Consider the following 24,017-nt stretch of genomic DNA (forward strand, 5'->3'; position numbering starts at 1 on the left):
TGCCCGTGGACCGTCGATCAGTGCTGTTGTGCGGGCTCGCCGCCGTGGTGAGCGCCTGTGGTGAGCCCGCTCCTCGCAAGACCGGCGGCACCGGGACCGCCCGGCCCGGCGACCGGGTGACGGCCGCGTCCGCCGTCCCCGTGAACGGCGGCGTGCTGGTGGACCTGCCCGGCAACGCCCAGCTGCTGGTCGTCCAGCCCCGGCCGGGTGAGTTCCGCGCGTTCAACCCGTCCTGCCCGCACGTGGGTTCACTCGTCAACCCTCCCGCCGGCGGTGTCATCACCTGCCCGTTGCACGGGAGCACCTTCGACCCCGCCTCCGGCGCGGTCCGCAAGGGACCCGCGGCCTCCGGTCTCGCCGAGGTCGCGATCACGCTTTCGGGCGAGGACCTGGTCCTCGCCTAGGACCTGTGCGTTTCCTATGCATCGGGCTTCCGGCTGAACTCCCTCCCGCCGTTTCGCGTAATGCTGTGGTGTGACCCCGAACACCCACCACCACGGAGGACCGGTCGTGAACACCGAAAGCCTGGTCAGCAGGCGAGCGGCGCTGTGCGGAATCGCGGTTGCCCTCGCCGTGCCCAGCGGACTCGTGACCGCGTGCGGCTCCGCGGGTCCCTCCGGCACCGGCTCCACGCCGACCCGGGGCGGCTCGGCGCCGACCGGGTCCACCGGCGCGTCCGGTTCCGCCGGCACCGCGCTCGTCGCGCTCGCCGACGTGCCCGAGGGCGGTGGCGCCGTCGTCGACGGCCCCGGCGGCGAGAAGATCGTCGTGGCGCGGGTGTCCGCCACGGAGGTCAAGGCCTACGACGCGACGTGCCCGCACCAGGGTTCGATGGTCGCGGAGCCCGCCAACGGCACCATCCTCTGCCCCTCCCACGGAAGCCAGTTCGCCGCCGCGGACGGCGCGGTGAAGAAGGGGCCGGCCACCACCGGCCTGCGCGCGGTCGCGGTGCGGGTGGACGGTGACCAGGTGGTCCTGACCTGACCCTTTCCGGTTTTGTCAGACCGCGTCGATAGTCTGGACGGCGTGGCAGATCCCTCGACGTACCGCCCGGCGATGGGCACGATCCCCGAGGCTCCCGGCGTCTACAAGTTCCGCGACGCCGGTGGCCGGGTCGTCTACGTCGGCAAGGCGAAGAGCTTGCGCAGCAGGCTGAACTCGTACTTCGCGGATCTCGCCGGGCTGCACCCGCGCACGCGGCAGATGGTGACGACGGCGGCCTCCGTCGAGTGGACCGTCGTCACCACCGAGGTCGAGGCGCTCCAGCTCGAGTACAACTGGATCAAGGAGTTCGACCCGCGCTTCAACGTCCGCTACCGCGACGACAAGTCGTACCCGGTGCTGGCCGTGACGCTGCACGAGGACTACCCGCGGCTGCACGTGTACCGCGGCCCGCGCAAGAAGGGCGTCCGCTACTTCGGGCCGTTCGCGCACGCCTGGGCGATCCGCGAGACGCTGGACATGCTGCTGCGCGTGTTCCCCGCCCGCACCTGCGCGGCGGGCGTTTTCAAGCGCCACCACCAGATCGGCCGCCCGTGCCTGCTCGGGTACATCGACAAGTGCTCGGCGCCGTGCGTGGGCAAGGTGTCGGCGGACGAGCACCGCGCGATCGTCGAGGACTTCTGCGATTTCCTGGCGGGCAAGACGGACCACATGATCCGCCGCCTGGAACGCGAGATGACCGCGGCCGCCGAGGAGCTGGAGTTCGAACGCGCGGCCCGTCTCCGCGACGACCTGGGCGCGCTGCGCCGCGCGATGGAGAAGCAGGCGGTCGTGCTCGGCGACGGCACGGACGCGGACGTGATGGCGTTCGCGCAGGACGAGCTGGAGGTCTCCGTCCAGGTCTTCCACGTGCGCGGCGGCCGGGTGCGCGGCCAGCGCGGCTGGGTGCTCGACAAGGTGGAGGCGGTCGACGACGCGGGGCTGGTCGATCAGTTCATCATGCAGTTCTACGGCGACAACACCGAGAGCACCCCGCGCGAGGTGCTCGTGCCGGTGCTGCCGGACGACGCGCCGGCGTTGGAGGACCTGCTGTCCGAGCAGCGCGGCTCCCGCGTCGTGCTGCGCGTCCCGCAGCGGGGCGACAAGCGCGCGCTGATGGAGACCGTGGCGCGCAACGCCGCCGAGGCGTTCGCCCAGCACAAGCTCCGCCGCGCCGGCGACCTCACCGCGCGCTCGGCCGCGCTGCAGGAGCTGCAGGACGCCCTGGCCCTCGACACCGCGCCGCTGCGCATCGAGTGCGTCGACATCAGCCACGTCCAGGGCACCGACGTGGTGGCCTCGCTCGTCGTCTTCGAGGACGGCCTGGCCCGCAAGTCCGAGTACCGCCGCTTCGCGATCCGCGAGGCCGCCGCGGAAGGCGACGTCGCCTCCATCGCCGAGGTGGTCCGCCGCCGCTTCCAGGCGATGCTGCGCGAGACCGCGTCCGGCGGCCCGAACCCCGGCATCGACCCGGACACGGGCAAACCCCGCAAGTTCGCCTACCCGCCCAACCTCCTGGTGGTCGACGGCGCCGGCCCCCAGGCCGCCGCGGCGGCCGACGTCCTCGCCGAGCTGGGCATCAACGACGTGGCGGTCGTCGGCCTGGCCAAGCGGCTGGAGGAGGTCTGGGTCCCCGGCGAGGCGGACCCGGTGATCCTGCCCCGCACCAGCGACGCGCTGTACCTGCTGCAACGCGTCCGCGACGAGGCCCACCGCTTCGCCATCGCCTACCACCGCCAGAAGCGCTCGAAGCGCATGATCGCCTCCGAGCTCGACGGCGTCCCCGGCCTGGGCGAGACCCGCAAAGCCGCCCTGCTCAAGCACTTCGGCTCGGTCCGCAAGCTCCGCCAGGCCACAGTGGACGAGATCAGCGGCGTCCCCGGCGTGGGTCGCCGCACCGCCGAAGCCGTGGTGGCGAGCCTCGCCACCTCCGAGGCCAAGCCGTGAGACCGGCGTCCCGCCCTCCGCGCGCCGTGCACGACGGCGCAGGGGCGCCGCTGGATCGCGTTGCGCCTCGATTGGAGGGTGGGGCGGAGGCCGGGACGTGCTGTCCGGCCGCGGGGTGAGCGCGATGTGCCGCCTGCTTGTGGCACGTGAGCCGCTCTTGCGCCGGGAGGGCGTAGAGGCGTTGGACGCGGTGGGAGTGTTCGGTGGCGTGTTGGCGGGGGTGTTCCGGCCTCCGCCGCCGACACGTGCCCATTGGGAGTGGGCTCGTGCCAACGGGATCTCACCCGCCGCTGCCGCGGGCGAGCCACCCGCAGGTGCGATGTCCCGCCTCACCGAACCGTCAGCCGCCGTGGTCCAGCCGCCGCCCCGGCCGCACTCCGCCCCGGCCGCGCCTTGCCCCGGCCGCGCCTTGCCCCGGCCGCGCCTTGCCCCGGCCGCGCCTTGCCCCGGCCGCGCCTTGCCCCGGCCGCGCCTTGCCCCGGCCGCGCCTTGCCCCGGCCGCGCCTTGCCCCGGCCGCACCCCGCCCCGGCCGCGCCTTGCCCCGGCCGCGCCTTGCCCCGGCCGCACCCCGCCCCGGCCGCGCCTTGCCTTGGCCGCACCTCGCTCCGGCCGCACCCCGCCTCGCCTCGGCTGCACCCCGCCTCGCCTTGGCTACGCCTTGCCTTGGCCGCACCCCGCCCCAGTCCCGCCTCGCCCCGGCCGCACCCCGCCTCGCCTCGACCACCGCTCCACAAGCCCCACCAGCCGCACCGCCCACAACACTCCCACCGGGCACCGAACCCCCACCGGCCACCCAGCCCCCACGAATCCCCGCCCATGCCCCGAAATGGGACGAAGGATCGTGACCACGACCACGGCACGCCCGCCACAACGGCCGAACCTGCCGCGCGCGAGGCCCGTTCCGGTGGAGACTCATCCCGGGCCCCGGCAAGTGGTGTGGCCCCCAGCAACCGAGCTAGCCCAAACGAGAGCGCCGATGCGCTCATGAACAGGTAACGGAGTCGTAGTCGTGAACGCGGAGAAGTCCGGCATCGAAGTCGCCGTGGTGACCGGGCTGTCCGGTGCGGGCCGCAGCACCGCGGCCAAGTGCCTGGAGGACCTCGGCTGGTTCGTCGTCGACAACCTGCCCCCGGAACTCATCGCCACGATGGTGGAGCTCGGCGCGCAGGCGCGTGGGGCCATCACCAGGGTCGCGGTCGTCATGGACGTGCGCAGCCGTGCGTTCACCGAGGACCTGGCCGCCATCATCAAGGACCTCGACGCGCGCGGGTACAAGCCGCGCGTGCTGTTCCTCGAAGCCACCGACGACGTGCTGATCCGCCGGTTCGAGGCCGTGCGCCGCGGTCACCCGATGCAGGGCGACGGGCGGTTGCAGGACGGCATCGAGGCCGAGCGGATCCTGCTCACGCCGCTCAAGCAGGAAGCCGACCTGGTGCTCGACACCAGCGCGCTGAGCGTTCACCAGTTGCGGGCGAAGATCGAGGACACGTTCGGCACGGAGGCCGCCAGCAGGACCAGGGTCACGGTGCTGAGCTTCGGCTACAAGTACGGCCTGCCGATGGACGCCGACCTCGTCATGGACGTGCGGTTCCTGCCCAACCCGTTCTGGATCCCCGAGCTGCGCGAGCAGACGGGCCTCGATGGTGAGGTGCGCAACTACGTGCTGTCCCAGGAGGGCGCCGACGAGTTCCTTGACCGGTACCACGAGTTGCTGCGGCTGATCGGCGCCGGGTACCGGCGTGAGGGCAAGCGCTACCTCACGCTCGCGATCGGCTGCACCGGTGGCAAGCACCGCAGTGTGGCCTTGAGCGAGGAGCTGGCCGCGCGGCTGGCGAGCGAGGACGGCATGGCTGTCAAGGTCGTGCACAGGGATCTGGGACGCGAGTGACGAAGTTGAAGGCTGTTGCACTTGGTGGTGGGCACGGGCTGCACGCGACGCTGACGGCGTTGCGGCGGATCACCGACGACGTGACGGCCGTGGTGACCGTCGCGGACGACGGGGGTTCGTCGGGACGGCTGCGCCGGGAGCTCTCCGACCTCCTGCCGCCGGGTGACCTGCGCAAGGCCCTGGCGGCGCTGGCGGGGGAGGACGAGGCCAGCAGGCTGTGGACGTCCCTGTTCAAGCACCGCTTCGGCGGCACGGGCGCGCTGGCCGGCCACGCGGTCGGCAACCTGGTGATCGCCGGGCTGCTCGAGCAGCTCGGCGAGCCGGTGGCGGTGCTCGACCACATGTGCAGGTTGCTCGGCGTCCGGGGCAGGGTGCTGCCCATGTCGAACGAGCCGCTCGACATCGAGGCCGACGTCATGGGCCTCGACGAGGACGCGCGGGACGTCCGGCGCATCCGGGGGCAGGTCGCCATCGCGACCACGCCCGGACTCGTGCAGCGCATCCGGCTGACGGCCCCGAACGGGCGACCTGTCGGCTGTCCGGAAGCAGTACAGGCTGTACTTGACGCCGATCTCGTGCTACTCGGCCCCGGATCGTGGTTCACCAGCGTGTTGCCGCATCTGCTCGTACCGGAACTGCATGACGCGCTGGTGCACACGCGGGCCAAGAAGGCGCTTGTGCTCAATCTTGTCCCCCAACCGGGGGAAACTGCCGGTTTCTCTCCGGAGCGCCACTTGGACGTAGTCTGCGAACACGCACCCGAGCTGAAGGTGGACGCGGTGATCGCGGACGTCTACTCGGTCCCCACCCCGGACCGGCTGACGCGCGCCGCCTCGGCGCTGGGCGCGCGTACGCATCTGGCGAAGATCGCCGCACCGGACGCCGTCGAACGGCATGATCCGGAGGCGCTCGCCGGTTGCCTGAGGCAGGTGGTCGCGGAGACCGGAGTGGGAGGGACAGACCCGTGGCGATGACGTCGGCGGTCAAGGACGAGCTGAGCAGGCTCGCGGTATCCAAGACCTGTTGCCGCCGCGCGGAGGTGTCCTCCCTGCTCAGGTTCGCCGGCGGCCTGCACATCGTGTCCGGCCGCGTCGTCGTCGAGGCCGAGCTCGACCTCGGGTCCGCGGCCCGCAGGCTCCTCAAGGAGATCCAGGCCCTCTACGGCCACCACGCCGAGGTCTTCACCATCCAGTCGAACGGGCTGCGCAAGGGCACCCGCTACGTGGTCCGCGTGGTCAAGGACGGCGAGGGGCTCGCCCGCCAGACCGGTCTGCTCGACCCGCGCGGACGGCCGGTCCGCGGCCTGCCCGCGCCGGTCGTGTCCGGTGGCGTGTGCGACGCCGAGGCGGCGTGGCGCGGGGCCTTCCTCGCGCACGGATCGCTGACCGAGCCCGGCCGCAGCTCCTCGCTGGAGATCACCTGCCCCGGCCCGGAGGCGGCGCTGGCGCTCGTCGGCGCGGCGCGCCGGATGGGCATCGCGTCGAAGTCGCGCGAGGTGCGCGGCGCCGAGCGCGTGGTGATAAGGGACGGCGACGCCATCGGGGCGATGCTGACCAAGCTCGGCGCGCACGACAGCGTGCTGGCCTGGGAAGAGCGGCGGATGCGGCGTGAGGTCCGCGCCACCGCGAACCGGCTCGCCAACTTCGACGACGCGAACCTGCGCCGCTCGGCGCGGGCCGCGGTCGCCGCGGCGGCGCGCGTGGCGCGGGCGCTCGAGATCCTCGGGCCGGAGGCGCCGGACCACCTGGCCGCCGCCGGGCAGCTCCGCCTCGCGCACCGCCAGGCGTCGCTCGAGGAACTGGGCCAGCTGTCCGACCCGCAGATGACCAAGGACGCGGTGGCCGGCCGCATAAGGCGCCTGCTGGCCATGGCGGACAAGCGGGCCAAGGACCTGGGACTGCCCGACACGGAGTCCGCGGTCACGGCGGAGATGCTCGAAGCCGAGGTCTGACGGCCCCAGTGGTGGTCGCGGCCCGGCGAAGGCCGCGACCACCACACCCGAGTGCTAGATCAGTCCCAGTCCGGTGAGCAACGGCGTCGCCAAGGTGCGCACGTAGGTGTTGGTCACGTGGTTGTTCCGGTACACCACGACGTTGCCGACCACCGCGGGGCAGACGTCGTCGCGGCAGTACCACGACGTCAGGTCGACGACCTCGACGCCGGAGACGCCCTCGGCCGCCGCCACGAGCGGGTCGCCCTCGCCCCGGAACGCCTCCGCCTGCGGCGTGCCGCACGCGGCCGGGTCGTCGGCGTTGCGTTCCAGGCAGCGCGGCACCTGGCTGTTCGGCCGGGGCAGGTCCTTGATCACCGCGACCGGGATGCCGGCGGCGGAGAACGCGGTCAGCATCTCCCGGTAGCCGCGCACCATGTCCTCGCGGGACTGCCACGTCCACTTCAGGTCGCTGACGTAGGACTCGCGGCTCATGCCGGACAGCACCACGAGGTCCGGCTTGAGGTCCCTGACGCGGTCGAGCACGACGCGGTTCTGGTCGGAGCACACCGTCAACGGCGTGCCGGCCTCCGCCGGGGGCACCGCGTTGAACGGGCAGCCGTTGCGGGTCATCGCCCGCACCTTCCACAGCCCCTTGCCCGCGCCGCGGGCGAAGTCGATCAGCGGGGTGCTGTACTGCGCCGCGTGCGAGTCCCCGAGCAGCACGACCGTCTTCAGCGCGGCCTCGTCACCCCACCAGCAGGCGGTCTCGGGGTAGTCGAGCCGGTAGACGTGGCAGTCGGAGCCGTCGGGGCTGGTGCCGTAGGGGCCGTCCTCGTTCGCGACGGCCGGGTCGGGCAGCAGCGGCACGCCGGTGGGCGCCGGCCGCGGTGACCGGGGAGCCAGCGCCATCGCGCCGGGGTGGTCGGCGTCGAGCCCCATGCGGGACAGGAGCCGGGTCCGCTGCTCCTGCGCGGTGTACCAGGGCACCGAGGCCGCGACCACGGAGACGACCACGAGGACGGCTCCGAGGAGGTACGTGCCGCGGCGGCCGACCCGGTCGCGGCGGAACGGGTCCTCGACGAAGCGCTTGGACAGCGCGGCCAGCCCGAAGCTGATGACCGCGGCGACGAGCATCTCCTTCTTCGACAACCTGTCCTCGCCGCTGAGCTCGAGGATCACCACGATGACCGGCCAGTGCCACAGGTACAGGCTGTAGGAGATGTCACCGACGTAGCGGACGGGGCGGACGCTCAGCAGCCTCGCCAGCGCCGTGCCCGCGCACGCCAGCATCGCCGCCGTGCCGAGCACCGGCAGGGCCGCCACCCAGCCGGGGAACTCCATGTCCGTCGTGTAGAGGGCGGTGGCCGCCAGCACGGCGCCGAAGCCCAGCCAGCCGAGCACCTCGCGGACCGCGCGCGTCAGTGTCACGCGGTGCAGCACCATCGCGGTCAGACCGCCGATGCCGAGCTCCCACATGCGGGTCGGCGTCACGAAGTAGGCGGCTCCGTGGTCGACGGGGGTGTAGTAGACCGAGAACGCGAACGATGCGACCGTCACCAGCGCGACGGCGCCGACGGCGTAGGGGACCGTGCGGCCGTTCAGCCGGCCGGCGAGCGCGGCGCTGGCGATCAGCAGCAGCGGGATGACGAGGTAGAACTGCTCCTCGACGGCGAGCGACCAGTAGTGCTGGACCGGTGACGCGCCGGCGGTGGCGTGCCCGTAGTCGTTGGACAGCACCGCGAGCAGCCAGTTCTGCGCGTTCAGCGCCGCCGCGACGACCTCGCGCAGGAAGCCCGGCCACCGCGACTGGGGCAGCAGCAGCACGACGGCGGCCACGACGGCGAGCAGGGTGGCGGTCGCCGCGGGCAGCAGGCGGCGGATGCGCCGCGCGTAGAAGTCGCGCAGGCTGATCGTCCCGCTGCGGCGCAGCTCGGTGGTGAGCGTGCCGATGATCAGGAAACCGGAGATGACGAAGAAGACGTCGACGCCCACGAACCCACCGGGCAGCCACGACGGCCGCAGGTGGTAGAGCAGCACCACGCCGACGGCGAGCGCCCGCAGGCCTTGGACGTCCCCGCGCAGGGCGTGCCGCGGCCGGGGGGTGTCGAGCACCTCGACAGGACGCTCGGTGAAGGTGACCGCCACGGATCGCTCCCGTCTCCGAAGGTTCACGGAGTACGTCCGTGTCAGCAAAGGCGCTGAGGATAACCAGGCGGGGCCCCCGTTTTCCGCTCCGGGGTGGTGGTCCCGCCGCTGCCGTCACGCACCGCAGCGCCGAGGCGGCGGAGGAGCCGAGCGCCTGCCTCCGGACGCCCTGCGGGACCCGCGGCCGAACGGCCTAGTCGGGGCCTGTTTGTCTGGCTCGATACAGAGATCCGCACTATCCCTGTGACCAGCGACGCAGTTCGGCAGATAGGGTGGGGCTGTACCTGCCAGTCGAACGCAAGGAGACCGTCGTGACGGTTCGTGTAGGTGTCAACGGGTTCGGTCGCATCGGCCGCAACTTCTGGCGCGCTGTGAAGGCCAGCGGCCACGACATCGAGATCGTCGCGTTCAACGACCTCGGTGACGTCGCCACCATGGCGCACCTGCTGAAGTACGACAGCATTCTCGGTCGTCTGGACGCTGACGTGCAGGTCACCGAGGAAGGCATCTCCGTCGACGGCAAGGTCATCAAGGCCCTGGCCGAGCGCGACCCCGGGGCTCTCCCGTGGAAGGACCTCGGCGTCGACGTCGTCGTCGAGTCGACCGGCTTCTTCACGGACGCCACCGCCGCGCGCAAGCACGTGGACGAGGGCGGCGCCAAGAAGGTCATCATCTCCGCGCCGGCCAAGGGCGAGGACCTGACCATCGTCCTCGGCGCCAACGAGGACAAGTACGACGGTTCGCAGACGATCATCTCGAACGCGTCCTGCACCACCAACTGCCTCGCGCCGCTGGCCAAGGTCCTCAACGACAGCTTCGGCATCGAGCAGGGCCTCATGACCACGATCCACGCGTACACGCAGGACCAGAACCTGCAGGACGCGCCGCACAAGGACCTGCGCCGCGCCCGCGCCGCCGCGCTGAACATCGTCCCGACCTCCACGGGCGCCGCGAAGGCCATCGGCCTCGTGCTGCCGGAGCTCAAGGGCAAGCTCGACGGCTACGCGCTGCGCGTCCCGGTCCCGACCGGCTCGGCCACCGACCTGACCGTCACGCTCAAGCGCGAGGTCACCGTCGACGAGGTCAACGCCGCGTACCAGGCCGCCGCCGAGGGCCCGCTGGCCGGCATCCTGAAGTACTCGACCGACCCGATCGTGTCGGCCGACATCGTCACCGACCCGCACTCCTGCATCTACGACGCGCCGCTGACCAAGGTCATCGGCAACCAGGTGAAGGTCGTCGGCTGGTACGACAACGAGTGGGGCTACTCCAACCGCCTCGCGGACCTGGTCAAGCTCGTCGCCTCCAAGATCTGATCCGGGAGCGGTGGGTTGAAGACTCTCAGCGACCTGCTCGCCGAGGGTGTCGCAGGTCGGCGCGTCCTGGTGCGCGCCGACCTGAACGTCCCCCTGGATGGCGACAAGATCACCGACGACGGCCGCGTGCGCGCGTCGGTGCCGACGATCAAGGCGCTCGCCGACGCGGGCGCCCGCGTGGTCGTCACCGCGCACCTCGGCCGCCCCAAGGGCGAGCCCGACCCGAAGTTCTCCCTCGCGCCCGCCGCCGCTCGCCTCGGTGAGCTGCTCGGCGTCGACGTGGCGCTCGCGGAGGACCTCGTCGGCCCGTCCGCCACCTCCGCGGTCGGCGGGCTGACCGACGGCGGCGTCGTGATGCTGGAGAACGTCCGCTTCGACGCCCGCGAGACCTCGAAGGACGACGCGGAGCGCGAGGCGCTGGCCGACGAGCTGGCGTCGTTCGCGGACGCGTTCGTGTCCGACGGCTTCGGCGTCGTGCACCGCAAGCAGGCCTCCGTCTACGACGTCGCGAAGAAGCTGCCCGCGTACGTCGGCGGTCTCGTCGAGACCGAGCTGGGCGTCCTGCGCAAGCTCACCGACGACCTGGAGCGCCCGTACGTCGTGGTGCTCGGCGGCGCGAAGGTCTCCGACAAGCTCGGCGTCATCGCGAACCTGCTCACGAAGGTCGACCGGCTGATCGTCGGCGGCGGCATGGCGTACACGTTCCTCAAGGCCCAGGGCCACGAGGTCGGCACGTCGCTGCTGCAGTCCGACCAGCTCGACCAGGTCAAGGGCTTCCTCGCGGAGGCGCAGCAGCGCGGCGTCGAGCTCGTGCTGCCGGTCGACGTGCTGGTCACCGCCGAGTTCGGCAGCCAGGAGCACGACGTCGTCGGCACCGACGCGATCCCCGCCGACCGGATGGGCCTCGACATCGGCCCGAAGTCGCGCGAGCTGTTCGCGTCGAAGCTCACCGACGCCAAGACCGTGTTCTGGAACGGCCCGATGGGCGTCTTCGAGATCGAGACCTACGCCGGTGGCACGCGTGCCGTCGCCGAGGCGCTCGTGAGCTCCGAGGCGTTCACCGTCGTCGGCGGTGGCGACTCCGCGGCGGCCGTGCGCGCGCTGGGTCTGCCCGAGGACGGTTTCTCGCACATCTCCACCGGCGGCGGCGCCTCCCTGGAATTCCTCGAGGGCAAGGAATTGCCCGGCATCAGCGTTTTGGAGTCCTGATGGCAGCCCGGCTCCCGCTCATCGCGGGCAACTGGAAGATGAACCTCAACCACCTCGAAGCGATCGGCCTCGTGCAGAAGATCGCTTTCTCCCTGCCGGAGAAGTACTTCGCCAAGGTCGAGGTGGCGGTTCTCCCGCCGTTCGTGGACATCCGCAGCATCCAGACGCTGGTCGACGGCGACAAGCTGCTCATCAAGTACGGCGCGCAGGACATCTCCCAGCACGACTCCGGTGCCTACACCGGTGAGGTGTCCGGCCCGATGCTCAAGAAGCTCGCCTGCCACTACGTCGTGGTCGGTCACTCCGAGCGCCGCGAGTACCACGGCGAGACGGACGCGATCGTCAACGCGAAGGTCAAGGCCGCGCTCAAGCACGAGGTCACCCCGATCTTCTGCTTCGGCGAGAAGCTCGAGACCCGTGAGGCCAAGGGCCACCTGGAGCTGGTGCGCCAGCAGCTCGAAGCCGGGCTCAAGGGCTTCACCGCCGAGCAGGTCGCCAGGATCGTGTTCGCCTACGAGCCGGTCTGGGCGATCGGCACCGGCCGCACGGCGTCCTCCGCCGACGCGCAGGAGGTGTGCTCGCTGGTCCGCTCGTTCGTCGCGGAGAAGTACGGCGAGGAGACCGCGGCCGTCGTCCGGGTGCTCTACGGCGGTTCGGTGAAGTCGTCGAACATCAGCGAACTGATTGCGCAGAAGGACATCGACGGCGCTCTTGTCGGCGGCGCGAGCCTTCAGGCGGACGAGTTCAGCAAGCTGTGCGCTCTGGCCGCCGGTGGCCCTCTACCCTAAGTTGATCTGGGTAAACCCTTCGTCCCAACTGGTTGCACACGTTCGGCAGTCGAACAGGTACTCTATGGCGTCGGCTGCCTGACAGCGAGGAAGAAATGATCCTGTTCCTGCAGATCCTGTTGATCGTCTCCAGCGTGCTGCTGGTGCTGCTCGTGCTGTTGCACCGCGGCCGTGGTGGCGGCCTTTCTTCGCTGTTCGGTGGCGGTATGCAGTCGAGTCTGTCCGGTTCCTCCGTTGTCGAGAAGAACCTCGACCGCCTGACGCTCTTCGTCGGCGCGGTCTGGGTCATCGCCATCGTGGGCATCGGGCTGCTGATCAAGCTCCCCGGAGCCTGATCAACCGTTCAGCGGCAGAAGCCCCTCGGGGCTTGGGGTAACCACTTGGTGGGGGTGTAACGGTCGATGTCCGGTGGTAACGCGATTCGCGGTACCCGCGTCGGCGCAGGTCCGATGGGCGAATCGGAGCGCGGCGAGTCCGCGCCCCGCCGTCGGGTGTCGTACTGGTGCGCGAACGGTCACGAGTCCCGGCCTTCCTTCGCGGTCGACGCGGAGGTGCCGGAGAACTGGGACTGCCCGCGCTGCGGCCTGCCGGCAGGTCGTGACGAGCAGACGCCACCCGCGCCTCCGCGCAACGAGCCGTACAAGACGCACCTTGCGTACGTGAAGGAGCGGCGCTCCGACGCGGACGGCGAGGCGATCCTCGAAGAGGCGCTCGCCAAGCTGCGCCGCCAGCGCGAAGAGCCGTAGGCTCTCGGCTCGAACGAGAACAACGCGAAATGCCCCCTCTGCTGCGGAGAGGGGGCATTTCGCGTTTCGTCTTCTTTCAGCGCCGCAGTCCGGCGAACTGGCGGCGCAGCATCGCGGCACCGACCAGGAGGAAGAACAGCAGCACCACGAGCGTGCCGGTCGTGCCGCCCGACGAGCTCGACAGCGTCACGTCGACGTTGCCGACCAGGGTGATGCCGCACTCGGCACGCACCTTGTGCCTGCCGGGCTCGATGTCCGTGAACCTCACCGGCGAGGTGAACTCGCCGTTCTCGTCGGCCACGGTCCTGCCCACGTCCTGGCCCAGCGACTTCAGCGTGACGTCCGCGCCCCCGGGGCAGCCGGTGCCGGTCGCGGTCAAGTCGTCGCCCGGCTGGATGTTCTCCTTGTCCAGCACCAGGACACCGGCGCCGGGGCCGGCCGGCTCGCTCGCGGAGGACGAGGGCTGCGACGAGGACGGCGGCGTGGTCGTCGTCGTGACCGGCGGAGTCGTGGTGGTCGTGACGACCGGGGTTCGCGTCGTCACCGGCGGGGCGGTGACGGGAGGGTTCGTGACCGGGGGAGGGGTGACCGGCGGGGTGGTCGTCGTGGTGACCGGGGCCGGCGTCACGCGGAACGTGCCGCGCGCCAGGCGGTTGCACTCGTCGCTCGCGGTGAAGACGTACGAGCCTTCCTTGGCACCTGCCGGGATCGTCGCGGTGACCGAACCGTTAGCCGCCCACGGCGCGGTGGCCAGTACGCTTCCGCCCCAGCCGATGCGCACGGTGCCCTTGCACCGGTAGAAGCCTGACCAGGTGAAAGTCGCGCTGGAACCGGCGGGGCCGCTGTTCGGGCTCGCGGTCACCGCCGGTGGTTGCTGGGCGGTCGCCGGTGTGGCGACCAGCACCGTAACACCGGCTGCCAGAGCCACGAGTAAGCCTGAAGACCGCATTCCAACTCCCGGATCAGAACCGAAGGTGTGCTAGTGAGACGTCGCTTGGCCGGTGCAGGTTTACTGCTGTGGTGCGGGATTATGCTGGCACCGCCGGCGGCCTCCGCAGAGGACGGGTCCGTGCTGCTCGAGGCCGATGTGGACGGCAGGCCCGTCGGGGTGGGCAACCTGGTGCTCGACCCCTCGGACACCGCCAAGGTGTCCGTTACGGTCCGCAACGGCACGGACACCGTGCAGCGCGTGAAGACCGTGCGGATCAGCGGCACCGCGCTGGCGTTGACCTTCTTCGCCTACGACACGACGGTCCCGTTCGACGTCCCGCCGCGCTCCGCCGAGACGCGGTCGTTCCCGCTCGACCCCTCCGACCTCGGCTCGCAGGCCATCGGTCTCCTGCCGGTCACCATCGAGGTCGTCGACGTGCGGCGGGAGACCATCGCGTCCGTCGGAACCACCGGGGACGTCAAGGGCTCGCTGTGGTCCGTGTACGGCGCGTTCGGGCTGGCGGTGCTGGTGCTGACGGCGTTGTCGTGGACCGCGGCCCTGATCGCGCTGGCGCGCCGCCGGCTGCCCGCGAACCGGTGGCAGCGCGCCATGCGGTTCCTGCCCGCCGGCATCGGGACCGGGCTCGTCGCGGTGATCTCGTTGTCGGTGCTGCGGCTCGTCGCACCGTCACCGGCGGCCGAGATCCCGTTCATCGTCGGTGCCGCCGCGGTGGCGTTGCTCCTCGGCTACGTGACACCGCATCCGGGTGAGCGGCGGGGGATGTCCGACCTGGACGCCGACACCGTGAGGATCCGGCTGTGAGCCTGCCGAGCGTGGTGGCCGCGCTCCCGCAGTACGCGGTCGGCGAGCAGATCGGCGAAGGCGGGATGGGGGTCGTCTACGGCGGCGTGCACCGGCAGCTCGGCCGGCCCGTCGCGATCAAACGGCTGCCGCACGCGGTGGCCGAGGACCCGCGGATGAGCGAGCGCTTCGAGCACGAGGCGCGGCTGCTCGCCCGGCTCGACCACCCGCACATCGTGCCGGTGTACGACTACGTCCGGCAGCAGGGCGAGCACCTGCTGGTGATGGAACGCCTCGACGGCGGCACCGTCTGGTCGCGGTTCTCCGGCGATGGACTGACCGCGCAGCAGTCGTGCGGCATTGTGCTGGCGGCGTTGTCCGGCCTGCACGCCGCGCACGAGGCCGGCGTGCTGCACCTGGACGTGAAGCCGAAGAACCTGCTCTTCACCTCGACCGGCGTGGTCAAGGTGGCGGACTTCGGCATCTCCCAGGTGGTGTCGGAGGGCGCCACGCTCGTGACGCACGGCGGCGCGGTGCTCGGCACGCCCGCTTACATCGCGCCGGAACAGGCGATGGGCAACGCGTTGTCGCCCGCGGCCGACGTCTACGCGACCGGCACGATGCTCTACGAGCTGCTGTGCGGCGACCTGCCGTTCGACCGCGGCGGCGGGCCGATCGCGATGATCCAGAAGCGGGTGCACCAGGACCCGCGGCCGTTGCCGACCGTGCCGGAGCCCCTGGCGGGCGTGGTGATGCGCAGCATCGCGCGGGCCCCGGAAGCGCGGTACCGCAACGCCGAGACGTTCGCGATCGACCTGGCGGGCGCGGCCGGCCACCTGTTCGGCCCGGACTGGCTGGTGCGCCTGGGGATGCCGGTGCACCTGGCGCCGCAGGTGTCGGCGTCGTCCGCGCGCCCGTCGTTGCGGCCGGTCGAGCGGGACACCGCCTCGCTCACGCACCAGCCGATCCGCGCCACGCTGGTGGACCCGGTGCCCGCCGCGCGGCTGGGCGGCAGCGGCACGCTGGTGCCCGCCGCGCGGGTGATCGCGAAACCGGCGACGCCGTGGGTGCTGTGGCTCGCGGCGGCGGTCGCCCTGCTCGCGCTGGTCGTCGTGCCGTTCCTGGCCTCCGGCCGGGAGCTGGCCGAGGTCGGCCACGACCTGACCGAGCCGGTGGCCGAGCAGGGGAACCAGCTCGTGGTGAGCCTCGCCGGGATCGAGCTCGCGAACGTGCGGCGCGGGCCGGACGGGTTCGAGCTGCCCGGCGCGGCGCGCTGGATCGTGGGCGGAGCGGTGACGGCGTCGGTGGACGGGCGGGAGTTCCTGCTCGTGTCGAACCGGTCGCCGTGGCTGAGCATCATGGGCACCGGGTCCGCGTTGCTGCTGCTCTTCACGCTCGCGTACCTGGAGTCGAACCTGCGGGCGCTGCGCCGGCGGCAGACCGGGATGGCCGCGGTGGTCGCGTCGGTGCCGCTCGGCTTCGGGCTGGGGCTGGCCGTGTGGCTGCTGGTGTCCGTACTGCTCAAGCACGAGCCGACGGCGGCGATCGCACTCACGTGCGGTGTGCTCGGCGCGGCGGCGGCGCTCAGCGCGTCGCTGGCTTCCCGGCGTGCTTGACGGCCTGATCGACCAGGTCGGCGAACTCCTTCGCGTGCTCGTTCCCCGCGTTCCGGCGGTTCACTCGCTGACCACGCGTTCCTTCGGGAACGACGCCGTCACCAGGAAGCCGCCGTCCTCGGTCGGTCCCGCCGCGAACGCGCCACCGAGCAGCGTGGCGCGTTCGCGCAGGCCGACCAGGCCGTGGCCACCGCTCGGCAACGACGACGACGGGCTGGACGCGGCGGTGTTGCGCACCTCGACCCGCACGTCGTCGTCGTGGGCGTCGATGAGCACGGTCGCGCTCGCTCCCACGGCGTGCTTGCGGATGTTGGTCAGTGCCTCCTGCACCGTCCGGTAGACGGCGCCGGACACCGGCGTGGCGAGGTCCTCGACCGGTCCCTTGAGCTGGATCTTCACCTCGAAGCCCGCGTCCGCCGCCAGGTCGGGCAGCTCGTCGAGGCCGGGCTGGTTGTCGTCGGTGGTGCGCAGGACCGACACGAGCTGGCGGAGCTCGTCGAGCGTGCGCGTCGACAACGTGCGGATGGTGCCCGCGACCTGTTTGTGCTCGGCGTCGGCGACGGCCATGCGCAGCGCACCCGCCTGCATCGCGATGAGGCTGACCTGGTGCGACACCACGTCGTGCATCTCACGGGCGAGCTTGGCCCGTTCGTCGGCACGGATGGCGTGCGCGTGCAGCACTCGTTCTCTCTCGCGCGACTCGGCCAGTTCCGCGATGCGGCTCGACAGCTCCTGCCGCGCGTGCGCCAGCAGGCCGATCGCGATCGGCAGGCCCGCCACCAGGAAGCCGTAGATGGCGGAGTGGAAGTGCCCCGACGCCGGTCTCTCGATGAGCTCCTGCGGCGGCCAGGCGACGAACCGGCAGAGCCACACGAGTGCCGCGGCGAGACCGGTCTGCCAGGCGCCGACGTAGCGGCGCGCCACCGAGTACAGGGCGATCATCGCGGCGAGCTGCGACCAGCCGACGAAGAAGCCGGGGATGGTCAGCACGAGGGTGACGAACGGGAACCGGCGGCGCAGCGCCAGCGCGCCGACCGCGATCCAGTTGAGCCAGACCTGGTACTGCTCGACCGCGGGCAGGCCGGGCACCGGATCGGCCTCGAGCCACAGCCCGTACAGCCAGACGTCGAGCACCGCGAAGGAGATCAGCGCCAGGTCGATCAGAACCTGGCGGTAGTCGCCACTCAGCGGCCAGCCCGAACCGGCCGCGGTCCCCTCCCGCCGTCGTCTGGCGGGGAGCAGCGTCGTGGTCAGGATCCGACCTCCCCTGTGAGCCTTCCGATCCCCACCGTACTGCGCGTATGCGGCGGTTGGCATTGGTTGCCCCTTTACCCCGACCTGCCCCGTCATGGGGGTAAGACGCCCTCACACGCGAATCGGTACGGCGCTCGGCTCACATATGTGCTACCGCACACGCTCGGGTGAGCGCGTGCGGTAGTCACAGCACTGCTACGGGCAGGTCTTCCAGCTGAACCGGTACGTCGTGTCGATGGCACCGTCCGTCGAGTCCATGGACACGAAACTCGTCGTGGTGGCCGTGTCGGACGTGCCGGGGTAGACGCGCAGCTCCGTGTTGATGTTGAAGTTCCGCTGCTCGCCGCAGGGGTGGTAGACGATCGCGGTGAGCTCGGTCGTGTCGGTCGCCTGCCACCCGTCGCTGTGCGGGCCGTTGTAGCGGTGGGTCGCCGCGTCGTTCTGCGACATGCCCTGGAAGTAGTAGTTGGCCTTCTGGACGGCGTAGGCGCCGCGTTCCAGGTGTGCGAAACCTCTGTAGTCGGCCTGGGCGATGCCGTAGGTGAAGCCCTGCGGCACGTTCACCCGCAGGTTGAGCTGGCAGTTCTTGCGGAAGTCGGTCGGCAGCGCACCGACGCCGACCTGGGCCAGGTAGTCGCTGTAGGTGACGGTGAAGGCCTTGTTGTCCTCCGACACCGCGACCGCCGCCGTCCCCGCCGGGCAGCCGGAGCCGTTGACCGTGACGATCTCGATGGTGAGGTGATCGGGCGGCGGCGTGGTGTTCGGCGCGCCGGGCGGGATGACGATGGACGAGGCGAGCAGGGCAGCGGCAACCGCGGTGAGCATGGGGCACCTTTCCGACGCGTCTCACGGGGTGGGTGGCGGCGGTGGCGGCCTTTACCGGAGAATCAGCAGCGCTTCCACGAGAACTGGTAGAGCGTGCGCACTTCTCCGCGCGTGTAGTCCATCGTCATGAAACTGTTCGCATTGGCGTCCGAGGTTCCCTTGTCAACGCGCAGGGAGCTGTTGACGTTGAGATTCTTCTTCTCGCCGCACGGGGCGTGGACGATGTCCGCGAACTCCGTTCGATGCTTGATCGACCAGTTGTCGTCGAACGGCCCGGCGAACGTGTGCTTCCATGTGTTGGTGGCCGATTGACCCTGGAAGTAGTAATTCACCCACTGGTGGCCCGTCGCTCCGCTTTCGAGGTGGGCGAAACCGGCGTAGGTCGCTTCCGCGATGCCGTACGTGAAGCCCTGCGGAACGTTGATCTGCAGGTGGAGCTGGCAGTTCTTGCGGAAGTCGGTCGCGGGAGCGCCCTTGCCGGCCTGGGCGAGGTAGTCGCTGTAGATCAACCAGAACGACGTGTTGTCCGGCGAGACGACCACTTCCGCGGTGCCTTGCCTGCACCCGGACCCGTTCACCGTCACCACGTCGACCGTCACCCGTTCCGAAGGAATCACCTCGGCGTGCGCGGGTGTGGACGACAATGTGAACAGCACTGCCAGAGCGGCTGCTGCCGTCGCTTTGCGCATGAAGTTGGCCCTTCCTGGTGCCTCTTTCTCAGCGTGGAGCGGCAGCGGTGCCGCGAAGGTTAGCGCAGACCCTCCACCAATGGTGTGACCCGAATGGCGGATGTCACGCTGATGGAGCAGCTCGTGAGGAATTCCCGTGAACAACCGGCCACCTGGTGCTGAGGGAACGAATAGTTTCCGGCATACTGACGCGCATGTCGCAAGCTGGGCTGGTGCTCGTGGTAGAGGACGAGGACCCCGTGCGGAGGTACACCGTCAGCCTGCTCGAGGAGCTCGGCTACGCGGTCCTGCAAGCCGGCGACGGGCAGCAGGCCATCGCGGTCCTGCGCGAGCGCCGCGCGGAGGTCAGCGCGATGCTGCTCGACCACAGCATGCCCGGCCTGTCCGGCGAGGAGGTGCTGGCCGAGCTGGAGCGCGAGGGCCTCACCGTGCCGGTCGTGCTGACCAGCGGCCACGACCGCACCGCGCTGGAGCGCCGGTTCGCCGGCCACGAGGTCGCCGGCTACCTGCAGAAACCGTTCCGGCTCGAGCAGCTCGACGAGACCGTGCGCGCCGCGCTCGCCAAGCGCGCTCAGGCGTCTTGACGCAGCACGTCGCGCACCCGTTCGAGCAGGTCGGACTCCGCGTACGGCTTGGTGATCAGCACCTCGTCGTCGAGGACCTCGTCGGTCGTGTACCCGGACATGTAGATCACCGCGGGCGCCGCGCCGGTCGAGCGGAGCAGCCGGACGAGCTCGGGACCGCCCATCTTCGGCATCACGACGTCGGTGAGCACGAGGTCGATGGTGCTGCGGTGCGCCGTCGCGAGCTGGAGCGCCTCCTGCCCGTCACCCGCCTCGATCACCGCGTAGCCCGCGGTCTCCAGCGAGCGCCTGGTCATGATCCGCACCTGCGCGTCGTCCTCCACGAGCAGCACCGTGCCGACGCCCCGGTGCGAGGTGATGCGACGCGCGCACGGCGCTTCGGGGGTGCCGTCGCGCTCGTGCGGCACCGGCAGGTAGACGTCGACGGTCGTGCCCACGCCGAGTGCGCTGCGCACCTCGATCTGCCCGCCGGACTGCTGCACGATGCCGAACACCGTGGACAGGCCCAGACCGGTGCCCTTGCCGACCGGTTTGGTGGTGAAGTACGGCTCGAACACCTGCGCCTGCACGTCCGCGGGCATGCCCGTGCCGGTGTCCTGGACGCGCAGCACGACGTACGCGCCCGGCCGCACGCCCACGATCCTCCCGGTGTCGCCCGCGCCGAGGGTGGCGTTCGCGATCGAGATCAGCAGCTTGCCGCCGTCGGGCATCGCGTCCCGGGAGTTGACGGCGAGGTTGAACACGATCTGCTCGACCTGGCCCGCGTCCGCCCACACCCGTGCGACGTCCCGCGGCAGGTGCATCTCCAGCTCGATGCGGTCGCCGACGAGCGTGCGCAGCATCGACCGGACCTTGGCCAGGTTCTCCCGCAGGTCGAGCGACTCCGGGTGCAGCACCTGCTGGCGGGTGAACGCGAGCAGCTGCCTGGTCAGGTTCGCGGCCCGTTCTCCGGCGTGCCGGATGTCCTCGATCGCCGCGCGCCGCGGGTCGTCCGGGAGAGTGCGCCGCAGCAGCATCTCGCTGTTGCCGTTCACGACCGTGAGGATGTTGTTGAAGTCGTGCGCGATGCCACCGGTCAGCCTGCCGATGGCCTCCATCTTCTGTGCGTGCCGTAGCTGCGCCTCTGTCTCGCCGACGCGTTCTTCGAGCCGTGCGCGCGCGTCCTTCAGTTCCTGCGTCAGCCGGATGCCGCGCAACGCGCTGCTGAGCTGTTGCTGCACGGCCTCGTAGATCCAGCCGGACGCCGGGCCCTCCTCGAAGATCACGTACCCGAGGTGGTCCTCGTCGGTGTGCAGCGGGGCGACCAGCGCGCTGAACGGCTCGGCCCGCCAGAACGGGTACGGCGTGAGGCTGGTGGTGGGGAACGGGGTGTCCGGCGGGGTCTTGAGCTCGTCGTTCTCGTAGCGGACGAGCACGCGCGCCGTGCCCGCGGTGTCGTACGCGATGACGTGGCAGCCGGGAATGCTCAGGCGGGGGAGTTCCTCGGTGAGGGCGTTCTTCAGCTCGTCGACGTCCCGTGAGGCGATGAGCCGTTGTCCTGCTTCACGGACCGTCTGGTCGTGGCGCTCGTGCGAGAGGTACTTGAAGCGTGCGTCCGTGGCGAAGGCATCACCCACGAGGAGCTGCACGCGCAGCCACAGGTTGTTGATGATCGTCGCGTCGCTGATCCGCGCCGTCACGAACTGATGCAGGTCGAACAGCGGTGGCCACCACCGCTCCGGTTCGCCGCCCGCGCGCGCACTCGCGCGGATGTACTCGGCCAGCAGTTCGAGGAACTCCGCGCCCTCGACCTCGCCCCGCCCCGCCGCCATCAGCTCGACGATCAGCTTCTCGGCCCATCCGTCCGGCAGCCGGGCCGACAGCGGGCCGAGCGAGCTGCGCAGGTGGTCGGCCACCGTGGCCGCGGTCGCCGACTCGGTGGTCCTCAGCCGGCCGTGCGCGGGCGCGTGACCGCCCAGCCCCGTCGGCAGGCAGCCGCACGACCGGCGCACGACCAGCTCGGTCGGCATCGTCTGCCGGTGCACCGCCGGCCGGCCCCCGACCAGTGCCAGCGCCAGTTCCGCTGCCCGGAAACCCATCTCGCGAAACGGCGCCCGCACAGTGGTGAGGTCCTGCGTGCGGACGTTCGCGTGGTCGCCGTACCCGACGACGGCGACGTCCTCCGGCGTGCGCAGACCCAGCTCCTCCAACGCGGACACCACACCGATCGCGTAGTCGTCGTCGGCGGCGGCGATGGCGTCCGGCGGCTCCCCGAGCGAAGTGATCATCTCGCGCACCGCGTCGGCCGGTTCCCAGATGATCGAGCCGGGCACCGTGACGAGCGCCGGGTCGACCGGGATCCCGTGCCTGCGCAACGAATCCACGTACCCGTGGAACCGCTCCTGGGCCCCGGCATGGGTTTGCGGCCCCCCGACGAACGCGATCCGGCGCTTGCCGTGCACCTCGATGAGATGGTCAACGGCCTGTTCCATGCCGTTGCGGTTGTCCATGAGGATGGTTGGCCACTGGGCAAGGGGCGTCTCGACGCTCACGATGGGCATGGGCGCGTACCGCTTGACGTACTCGCGCATACCTTCAGGCCCGATGAGCTGCCCCACGCGCGTGGTCCACACGACGAGCGCATCGATCCGGTTCGGCGAAATGAGGTCGTACACCGTGTTGGCACGACGCTTGTGCGGGTCCGGGTGGTCGAGCTCGCTGCCCACGAAGCAGACGAGGTCGCACCCGAGGTGCTGAGCGCCGTCACTGACGCCACGCCACTGCTCACCCGCGAGCTCGATGAGCGGGCCAGCGGTGATCATCCCGATGGTGGGACGTCGCCTCGCACTGCCGTTCGCCACAGAACCCCCGCTGCTCAACGCAATTCGGGATGATACGCGGTGTCGAGGGGAAAGCCCGCCGTGCTACCGGGGTGATTGGTGAACGCTGTACTGGACGGTCTGGCCGCGAACCCCGCCCTGCCTCCCCGGTTGGCCGACCGCCTGGCCGCCGTGCCCGGGGTGGCCCGCGAACTGGCCTGTCGCCCCGATCTGACGGCGGCGCAGGTGCGGGCGCTGCTGGCGCTGGACGACTGCGCGGTGGTGGCCGAGCTGCTGCACCGGGGCCGGGTCGCCCCCGCGGACGTGCCGGCCGCGAACCCGCGGGCCGCGCTGGTGCTGACCGGGCACCCGGACTGCGATCCCGCTCTGGTCCGCACCCTCGCCGCGCACCCGGACCCCGACGTCCGGGCCCAGCTTCCCGGGGCCGCCCGTTCGCTGCCTCCGGACGTGCTGGAAGAGCTGCTGCTCGATCCCGCGACGGCCGTCGAAGTCGTGCTGCACCACGCCTTGCCCCCCCTCGGCGGCCGGCTCGCTGAGCCGGCATCCGTGCCGGGAGGTGCGCGAAGCGTTGGCGGCCAGCCCTTTCACGCCTCCCGCCATCCTTTCGCGGATGAGCTCCGAGGCCGCGCTCGCCCGCGCACTGGCGTCGAACCCCGCCACACCCGCCCCGGTCGCCGCCGGCCTGATGCGCCACCACAGCGCCCGCCACTGCCTGGCCGCGCGCACGGACCTGCCCGCGGACCTCTACGAACAGCTCGCCTCGGAGGTCGAGCCCGGCGTTCTCGCGCGGCTGGCCCGCAACCCCGCCGTTCCCGGGCACGTCCTGCGCAGGCTCACCGGAACCCGCGCGCTGCGCCAGGAACTCCTGCGCACCCCGGCGCTCCCGCTGGACCTGCTCGCCGACGTGGCCGCGACCGCACACCCCGGCCGCTTCCCGGTGCCGCGCATCGCTTCCGCCACGCGGGCCGAGCTCCGGACGCTGGCCGAGTCCGGCACGACGCCCGTGCGCAGGCTGGTGGCGGCCCACCCCGGCCTGCCGCCGGACCTGGTCGAGAGGTTCGTCGCGGACGCCGATCCCGGCGTGGCCGGGGCCGTGGCGCCGACCCCGCAGGTGCCCGCCGACCGGCTGCGCGAGCTCGTCCCGCGGCACGGCCCCCGGCTGTGCCCGCGGGTGGCGCTGAACCCTTCCTGCCCACCGGAGTTGTTGCACCACATGGCTTTGTGCGTTTCGTCGTCGGCGGAGACGTACCGCGCGATCGCGCGGCATCCCGGCGCACGGGGCGAGACGTTGTTGCTGTGCCTGGGAGACGCGCAGGCCCGGCACCTGGCCGCGGCGCACCCGAACCTGCCGGTGGAGACGATCCTCGAGTTGCTGGGCAGTGAGTTCACGGCGGGGCCCGCGGCGGCCAACCCGTCGTTGCCGGTGCACGTGATGGAGGAGCTGGTCGACAGGAGCGGAGCGTGAAGTCGTTGGCGCGGACCAAGCCGCGAAGCGCATGAGCGCCAAGGCGCACCGCTCGACCTCCGGTGCTCCTCCCCGCAGA

Annotated in this window: 22 protein-coding genes; 15 read left to right on the forward strand and 7 right to left on the reverse strand. The window is 71.1% G+C overall.

Features of this window, described 5'->3' with window-relative positions:
- The first annotated feature begins 5 nt into the window (after positions 1-5).
- From BMW88_RS32305 to whiA, 6 genes are all read left to right on the forward strand, one after another.
- Positions 6-404: a Rieske (2Fe-2S) protein gene (locus tag BMW88_RS32305; RefSeq protein ID WP_089958254.1), complete on the forward strand. Its 399-nt coding sequence runs from the start codon at positions 6-8 to the stop codon at positions 402-404.
- Between the two features lie 106 nt (positions 405-510).
- Entirely contained in the window at positions 511-984 is a 474-nt protein-coding gene (locus tag BMW88_RS32310; protein ID WP_089958420.1) for a Rieske (2Fe-2S) protein, read from the forward strand.
- 42 nt (positions 985-1,026) lie between these two features.
- Positions 1,027-2,928, forward strand: coding sequence for an excinuclease ABC subunit UvrC (gene uvrC, locus BMW88_RS32315; RefSeq protein WP_089958257.1), 1,902 nt, complete (start codon positions 1,027-1,029; stop codon positions 2,926-2,928).
- A gap of 1,031 nt (positions 2,929-3,959) precedes the next feature.
- The gene (gene rapZ, locus BMW88_RS32320; RefSeq protein ID WP_177221526.1) at positions 3,960-4,817 is read left to right on the forward strand and encodes an RNase adapter RapZ; all 858 of its coding nucleotides are present in this window, start codon (positions 3,960-3,962) and stop codon (positions 4,815-4,817) included.
- A gap of 5 nt (positions 4,818-4,822) precedes the next feature.
- Positions 4,823-5,791 (forward strand): gluconeogenesis factor YvcK family protein, encoded by a 969-nt coding sequence (locus BMW88_RS32325; RefSeq protein ID WP_089958423.1) that lies wholly within the window; start codon positions 4,823-4,825, stop codon positions 5,789-5,791.
- Entirely contained in the window at positions 5,782-6,768 is a 987-nt protein-coding gene (gene whiA, locus BMW88_RS32330; RefSeq protein ID WP_089958262.1) for a DNA-binding protein WhiA, read from the forward strand. The genes BMW88_RS32325 and whiA overlap by 10 nt, the downstream gene beginning before the upstream one ends.
- A 54-nt stretch (positions 6,769-6,822) precedes the next feature.
- Here whiA and BMW88_RS32335 read toward each other — a convergent pair whose 3' ends face one another.
- Positions 6,823-8,895, reverse strand: a complete 2,073-nt coding sequence (locus tag BMW88_RS32335) for an acyltransferase family protein (RefSeq protein ID WP_177221524.1) — start codon at positions 8,893-8,895, stop codon at positions 6,823-6,825.
- A 311-nt stretch (positions 8,896-9,206) separates the two neighbouring features.
- Between BMW88_RS32335 and gap the strand changes: the two genes are divergently transcribed.
- From gap to BMW88_RS32360, 5 genes are all read left to right on the forward strand, one after another.
- Complete coding sequence (gene gap / locus BMW88_RS32340) at positions 9,207-10,211, forward strand: type I glyceraldehyde-3-phosphate dehydrogenase (RefSeq protein ID WP_089958425.1); 1,005 nt, start codon at positions 9,207-9,209, stop codon at positions 10,209-10,211.
- 15 nt (positions 10,212-10,226) lie between these two features.
- Positions 10,227-11,420 carry a phosphoglycerate kinase gene (locus tag BMW88_RS32345; RefSeq protein WP_089958268.1) on the forward strand — a complete coding sequence of 398 codons (1,194 nt, stop codon included), beginning with the start codon at positions 10,227-10,229 and terminating at the stop codon, positions 11,418-11,420.
- The gene (tpiA, locus tag BMW88_RS32350) at positions 11,420-12,208 is read left to right on the forward strand and encodes a triose-phosphate isomerase (RefSeq protein WP_089958270.1); all 789 of its coding nucleotides are present in this window, start codon (positions 11,420-11,422) and stop codon (positions 12,206-12,208) included. The genes BMW88_RS32345 and tpiA overlap by 1 nt, the downstream gene beginning before the upstream one ends.
- A 95-nt stretch (positions 12,209-12,303) precedes the next feature.
- Complete coding sequence (secG, locus tag BMW88_RS32355; RefSeq protein ID WP_089958273.1) at positions 12,304-12,543, forward strand: preprotein translocase subunit SecG; 240 nt, start codon at positions 12,304-12,306, stop codon at positions 12,541-12,543.
- Positions 12,544-12,609: 66 nt separating this feature from the next.
- Positions 12,610-12,954 carry an RNA polymerase-binding protein RbpA gene (locus BMW88_RS32360; protein ID WP_030470277.1) on the forward strand — a complete coding sequence of 115 codons (345 nt, stop codon included), beginning with the start codon at positions 12,610-12,612 and terminating at the stop codon, positions 12,952-12,954.
- A gap of 76 nt (positions 12,955-13,030) precedes the next feature.
- On the opposite strand, the gene BMW88_RS43675 is transcribed toward BMW88_RS32360, so the two are convergent.
- Positions 13,031-13,858: a hypothetical protein gene (locus BMW88_RS43675; RefSeq protein ID WP_245778199.1), complete on the reverse strand. Its 828-nt coding sequence runs from the start codon at positions 13,856-13,858 to the stop codon at positions 13,031-13,033.
- Positions 13,859-13,984: 126 nt separating this feature from the next.
- Here BMW88_RS43675 and BMW88_RS32370 point away from each other — a divergent pair, with 126 nt between their 5' ends.
- Both BMW88_RS32370 and BMW88_RS32375 read left to right on the forward strand, forming a co-directional pair.
- The gene (locus tag BMW88_RS32370; RefSeq protein ID WP_089958275.1) at positions 13,985-14,707 is read left to right on the forward strand and encodes a hypothetical protein; all 723 of its coding nucleotides are present in this window, start codon (positions 13,985-13,987) and stop codon (positions 14,705-14,707) included.
- Positions 14,704-16,302 carry a serine/threonine-protein kinase gene (locus BMW88_RS32375; protein WP_089958278.1) on the forward strand — a complete coding sequence of 533 codons (1,599 nt, stop codon included), beginning with the start codon at positions 14,704-14,706 and terminating at the stop codon, positions 16,300-16,302. Before BMW88_RS32370 ends, BMW88_RS32375 begins: the two co-directional genes overlap by 4 nt.
- Positions 16,303-16,362: 60 nt before the next feature.
- Here the strand turns inward: BMW88_RS32375 and BMW88_RS32380 are convergent, their stop codons facing one another.
- The 3 genes from BMW88_RS32380 to BMW88_RS32390 form a co-directional block, all read right to left on the reverse strand.
- Positions 16,363-17,619: a sensor histidine kinase gene (locus BMW88_RS32380; RefSeq protein ID WP_089958280.1), complete on the reverse strand. Its 1,257-nt coding sequence runs from the start codon at positions 17,617-17,619 to the stop codon at positions 16,363-16,365.
- A 132-nt stretch (positions 17,620-17,751) separates the two neighbouring features.
- Complete coding sequence (locus BMW88_RS32385) at positions 17,752-18,381, reverse strand: DUF4360 domain-containing protein (protein ID WP_089958283.1); 630 nt, start codon at positions 18,379-18,381, stop codon at positions 17,752-17,754.
- A gap of 62 nt (positions 18,382-18,443) precedes the next feature.
- Entirely contained in the window at positions 18,444-19,070 is a 627-nt protein-coding gene (locus tag BMW88_RS32390; protein WP_089958286.1) for a DUF4360 domain-containing protein, read from the reverse strand.
- 194 nt (positions 19,071-19,264) lie between these two features.
- Here BMW88_RS32390 and BMW88_RS32395 point away from each other — a divergent pair, with 194 nt between their 5' ends.
- Positions 19,265-19,654 (forward strand): response regulator, encoded by a 390-nt coding sequence (locus BMW88_RS32395; protein WP_089958288.1) that lies wholly within the window; start codon positions 19,265-19,267, stop codon positions 19,652-19,654.
- Here BMW88_RS32395 and BMW88_RS32400 read toward each other — a convergent pair.
- Together BMW88_RS32400 and BMW88_RS32405 are read right to left on the reverse strand one after the other, a co-directional pair.
- Positions 19,642-22,455, reverse strand: a complete 2,814-nt coding sequence (locus tag BMW88_RS32400; protein WP_089958291.1) for a substrate-binding domain-containing protein — start codon at positions 22,453-22,455, stop codon at positions 19,642-19,644. The genes BMW88_RS32395 and BMW88_RS32400 overlap by 13 nt on opposite strands.
- Positions 22,456-22,557: 102 nt before the next feature.
- Positions 22,558-23,061 (reverse strand): hypothetical protein, encoded by a 504-nt coding sequence (locus BMW88_RS32405; RefSeq protein ID WP_143116377.1) that lies wholly within the window; start codon positions 23,059-23,061, stop codon positions 22,558-22,560.
- 22 nt (positions 23,062-23,083) lie between these two features.
- Here BMW88_RS32405 and BMW88_RS32410 point away from each other — a divergent pair, with 22 nt between their 5' ends.
- A complete protein-coding gene (locus BMW88_RS32410) occupies positions 23,084-23,938 on the forward strand; it encodes a variant leucine-rich repeat-containing protein (RefSeq protein WP_089958296.1) in 855 nt (284 codons plus the stop codon).
- Positions 23,939-24,017 lie beyond the last annotated feature (79 nt).

The organism is Lentzea xinjiangensis (assembly GCF_900110955.1).
GTDB classification, from domain to species: Bacteria; Actinomycetota; Actinomycetes; order Mycobacteriales; family Pseudonocardiaceae; genus Lentzea; species Lentzea xinjiangensis.

Excerpts from the sequence above, each read along its gene's own strand:
- BMW88_RS32370 (WP_089958275.1), top strand. The coding sequence starts at position 13,985 with ATGCTGGCACCGCCGGCGGCCTCCGCAGAGGACGGGTCCGTGCTGCTC.
- tpiA (WP_089958270.1), top strand. The coding sequence starts at position 11,420 with ATGGCAGCCCGGCTCCCGCTCATCGCGGGCAACTGGAAGATGAACCTC.
- secG (WP_089958273.1), top strand. The coding sequence starts at position 12,304 with ATGATCCTGTTCCTGCAGATCCTGTTGATCGTCTCCAGCGTGCTGCTG.
- BMW88_RS32360 (WP_030470277.1), top strand. The coding sequence starts at position 12,610 with ATGTCCGGTGGTAACGCGATTCGCGGTACCCGCGTCGGCGCAGGTCCG.
- BMW88_RS32400 (WP_089958291.1), bottom strand. The coding sequence starts at position 22,455 with ATGATCACCGCTGGCCCGCTCATCGAGCTCGCGGGTGAGCAGTGGCGT.
- BMW88_RS32380 (WP_089958280.1), bottom strand. The coding sequence starts at position 17,619 with ATGCCAACCGCCGCATACGCGCAGTACGGTGGGGATCGGAAGGCTCAC.
- BMW88_RS32410 (WP_089958296.1), top strand. The coding sequence starts at position 23,084 with ATGAGCTCCGAGGCCGCGCTCGCCCGCGCACTGGCGTCGAACCCCGCC.
- BMW88_RS32395 (WP_089958288.1), top strand. The coding sequence starts at position 19,265 with ATGTCGCAAGCTGGGCTGGTGCTCGTGGTAGAGGACGAGGACCCCGTG.
- BMW88_RS32385 (WP_089958283.1), bottom strand. The coding sequence starts at position 18,381 with ATGCTCACCGCGGTTGCCGCTGCCCTGCTCGCCTCGTCCATCGTCATC.
- BMW88_RS32390 (WP_089958286.1), bottom strand. The coding sequence starts at position 19,070 with ATGCGCAAAGCGACGGCAGCAGCCGCTCTGGCAGTGCTGTTCACATTG.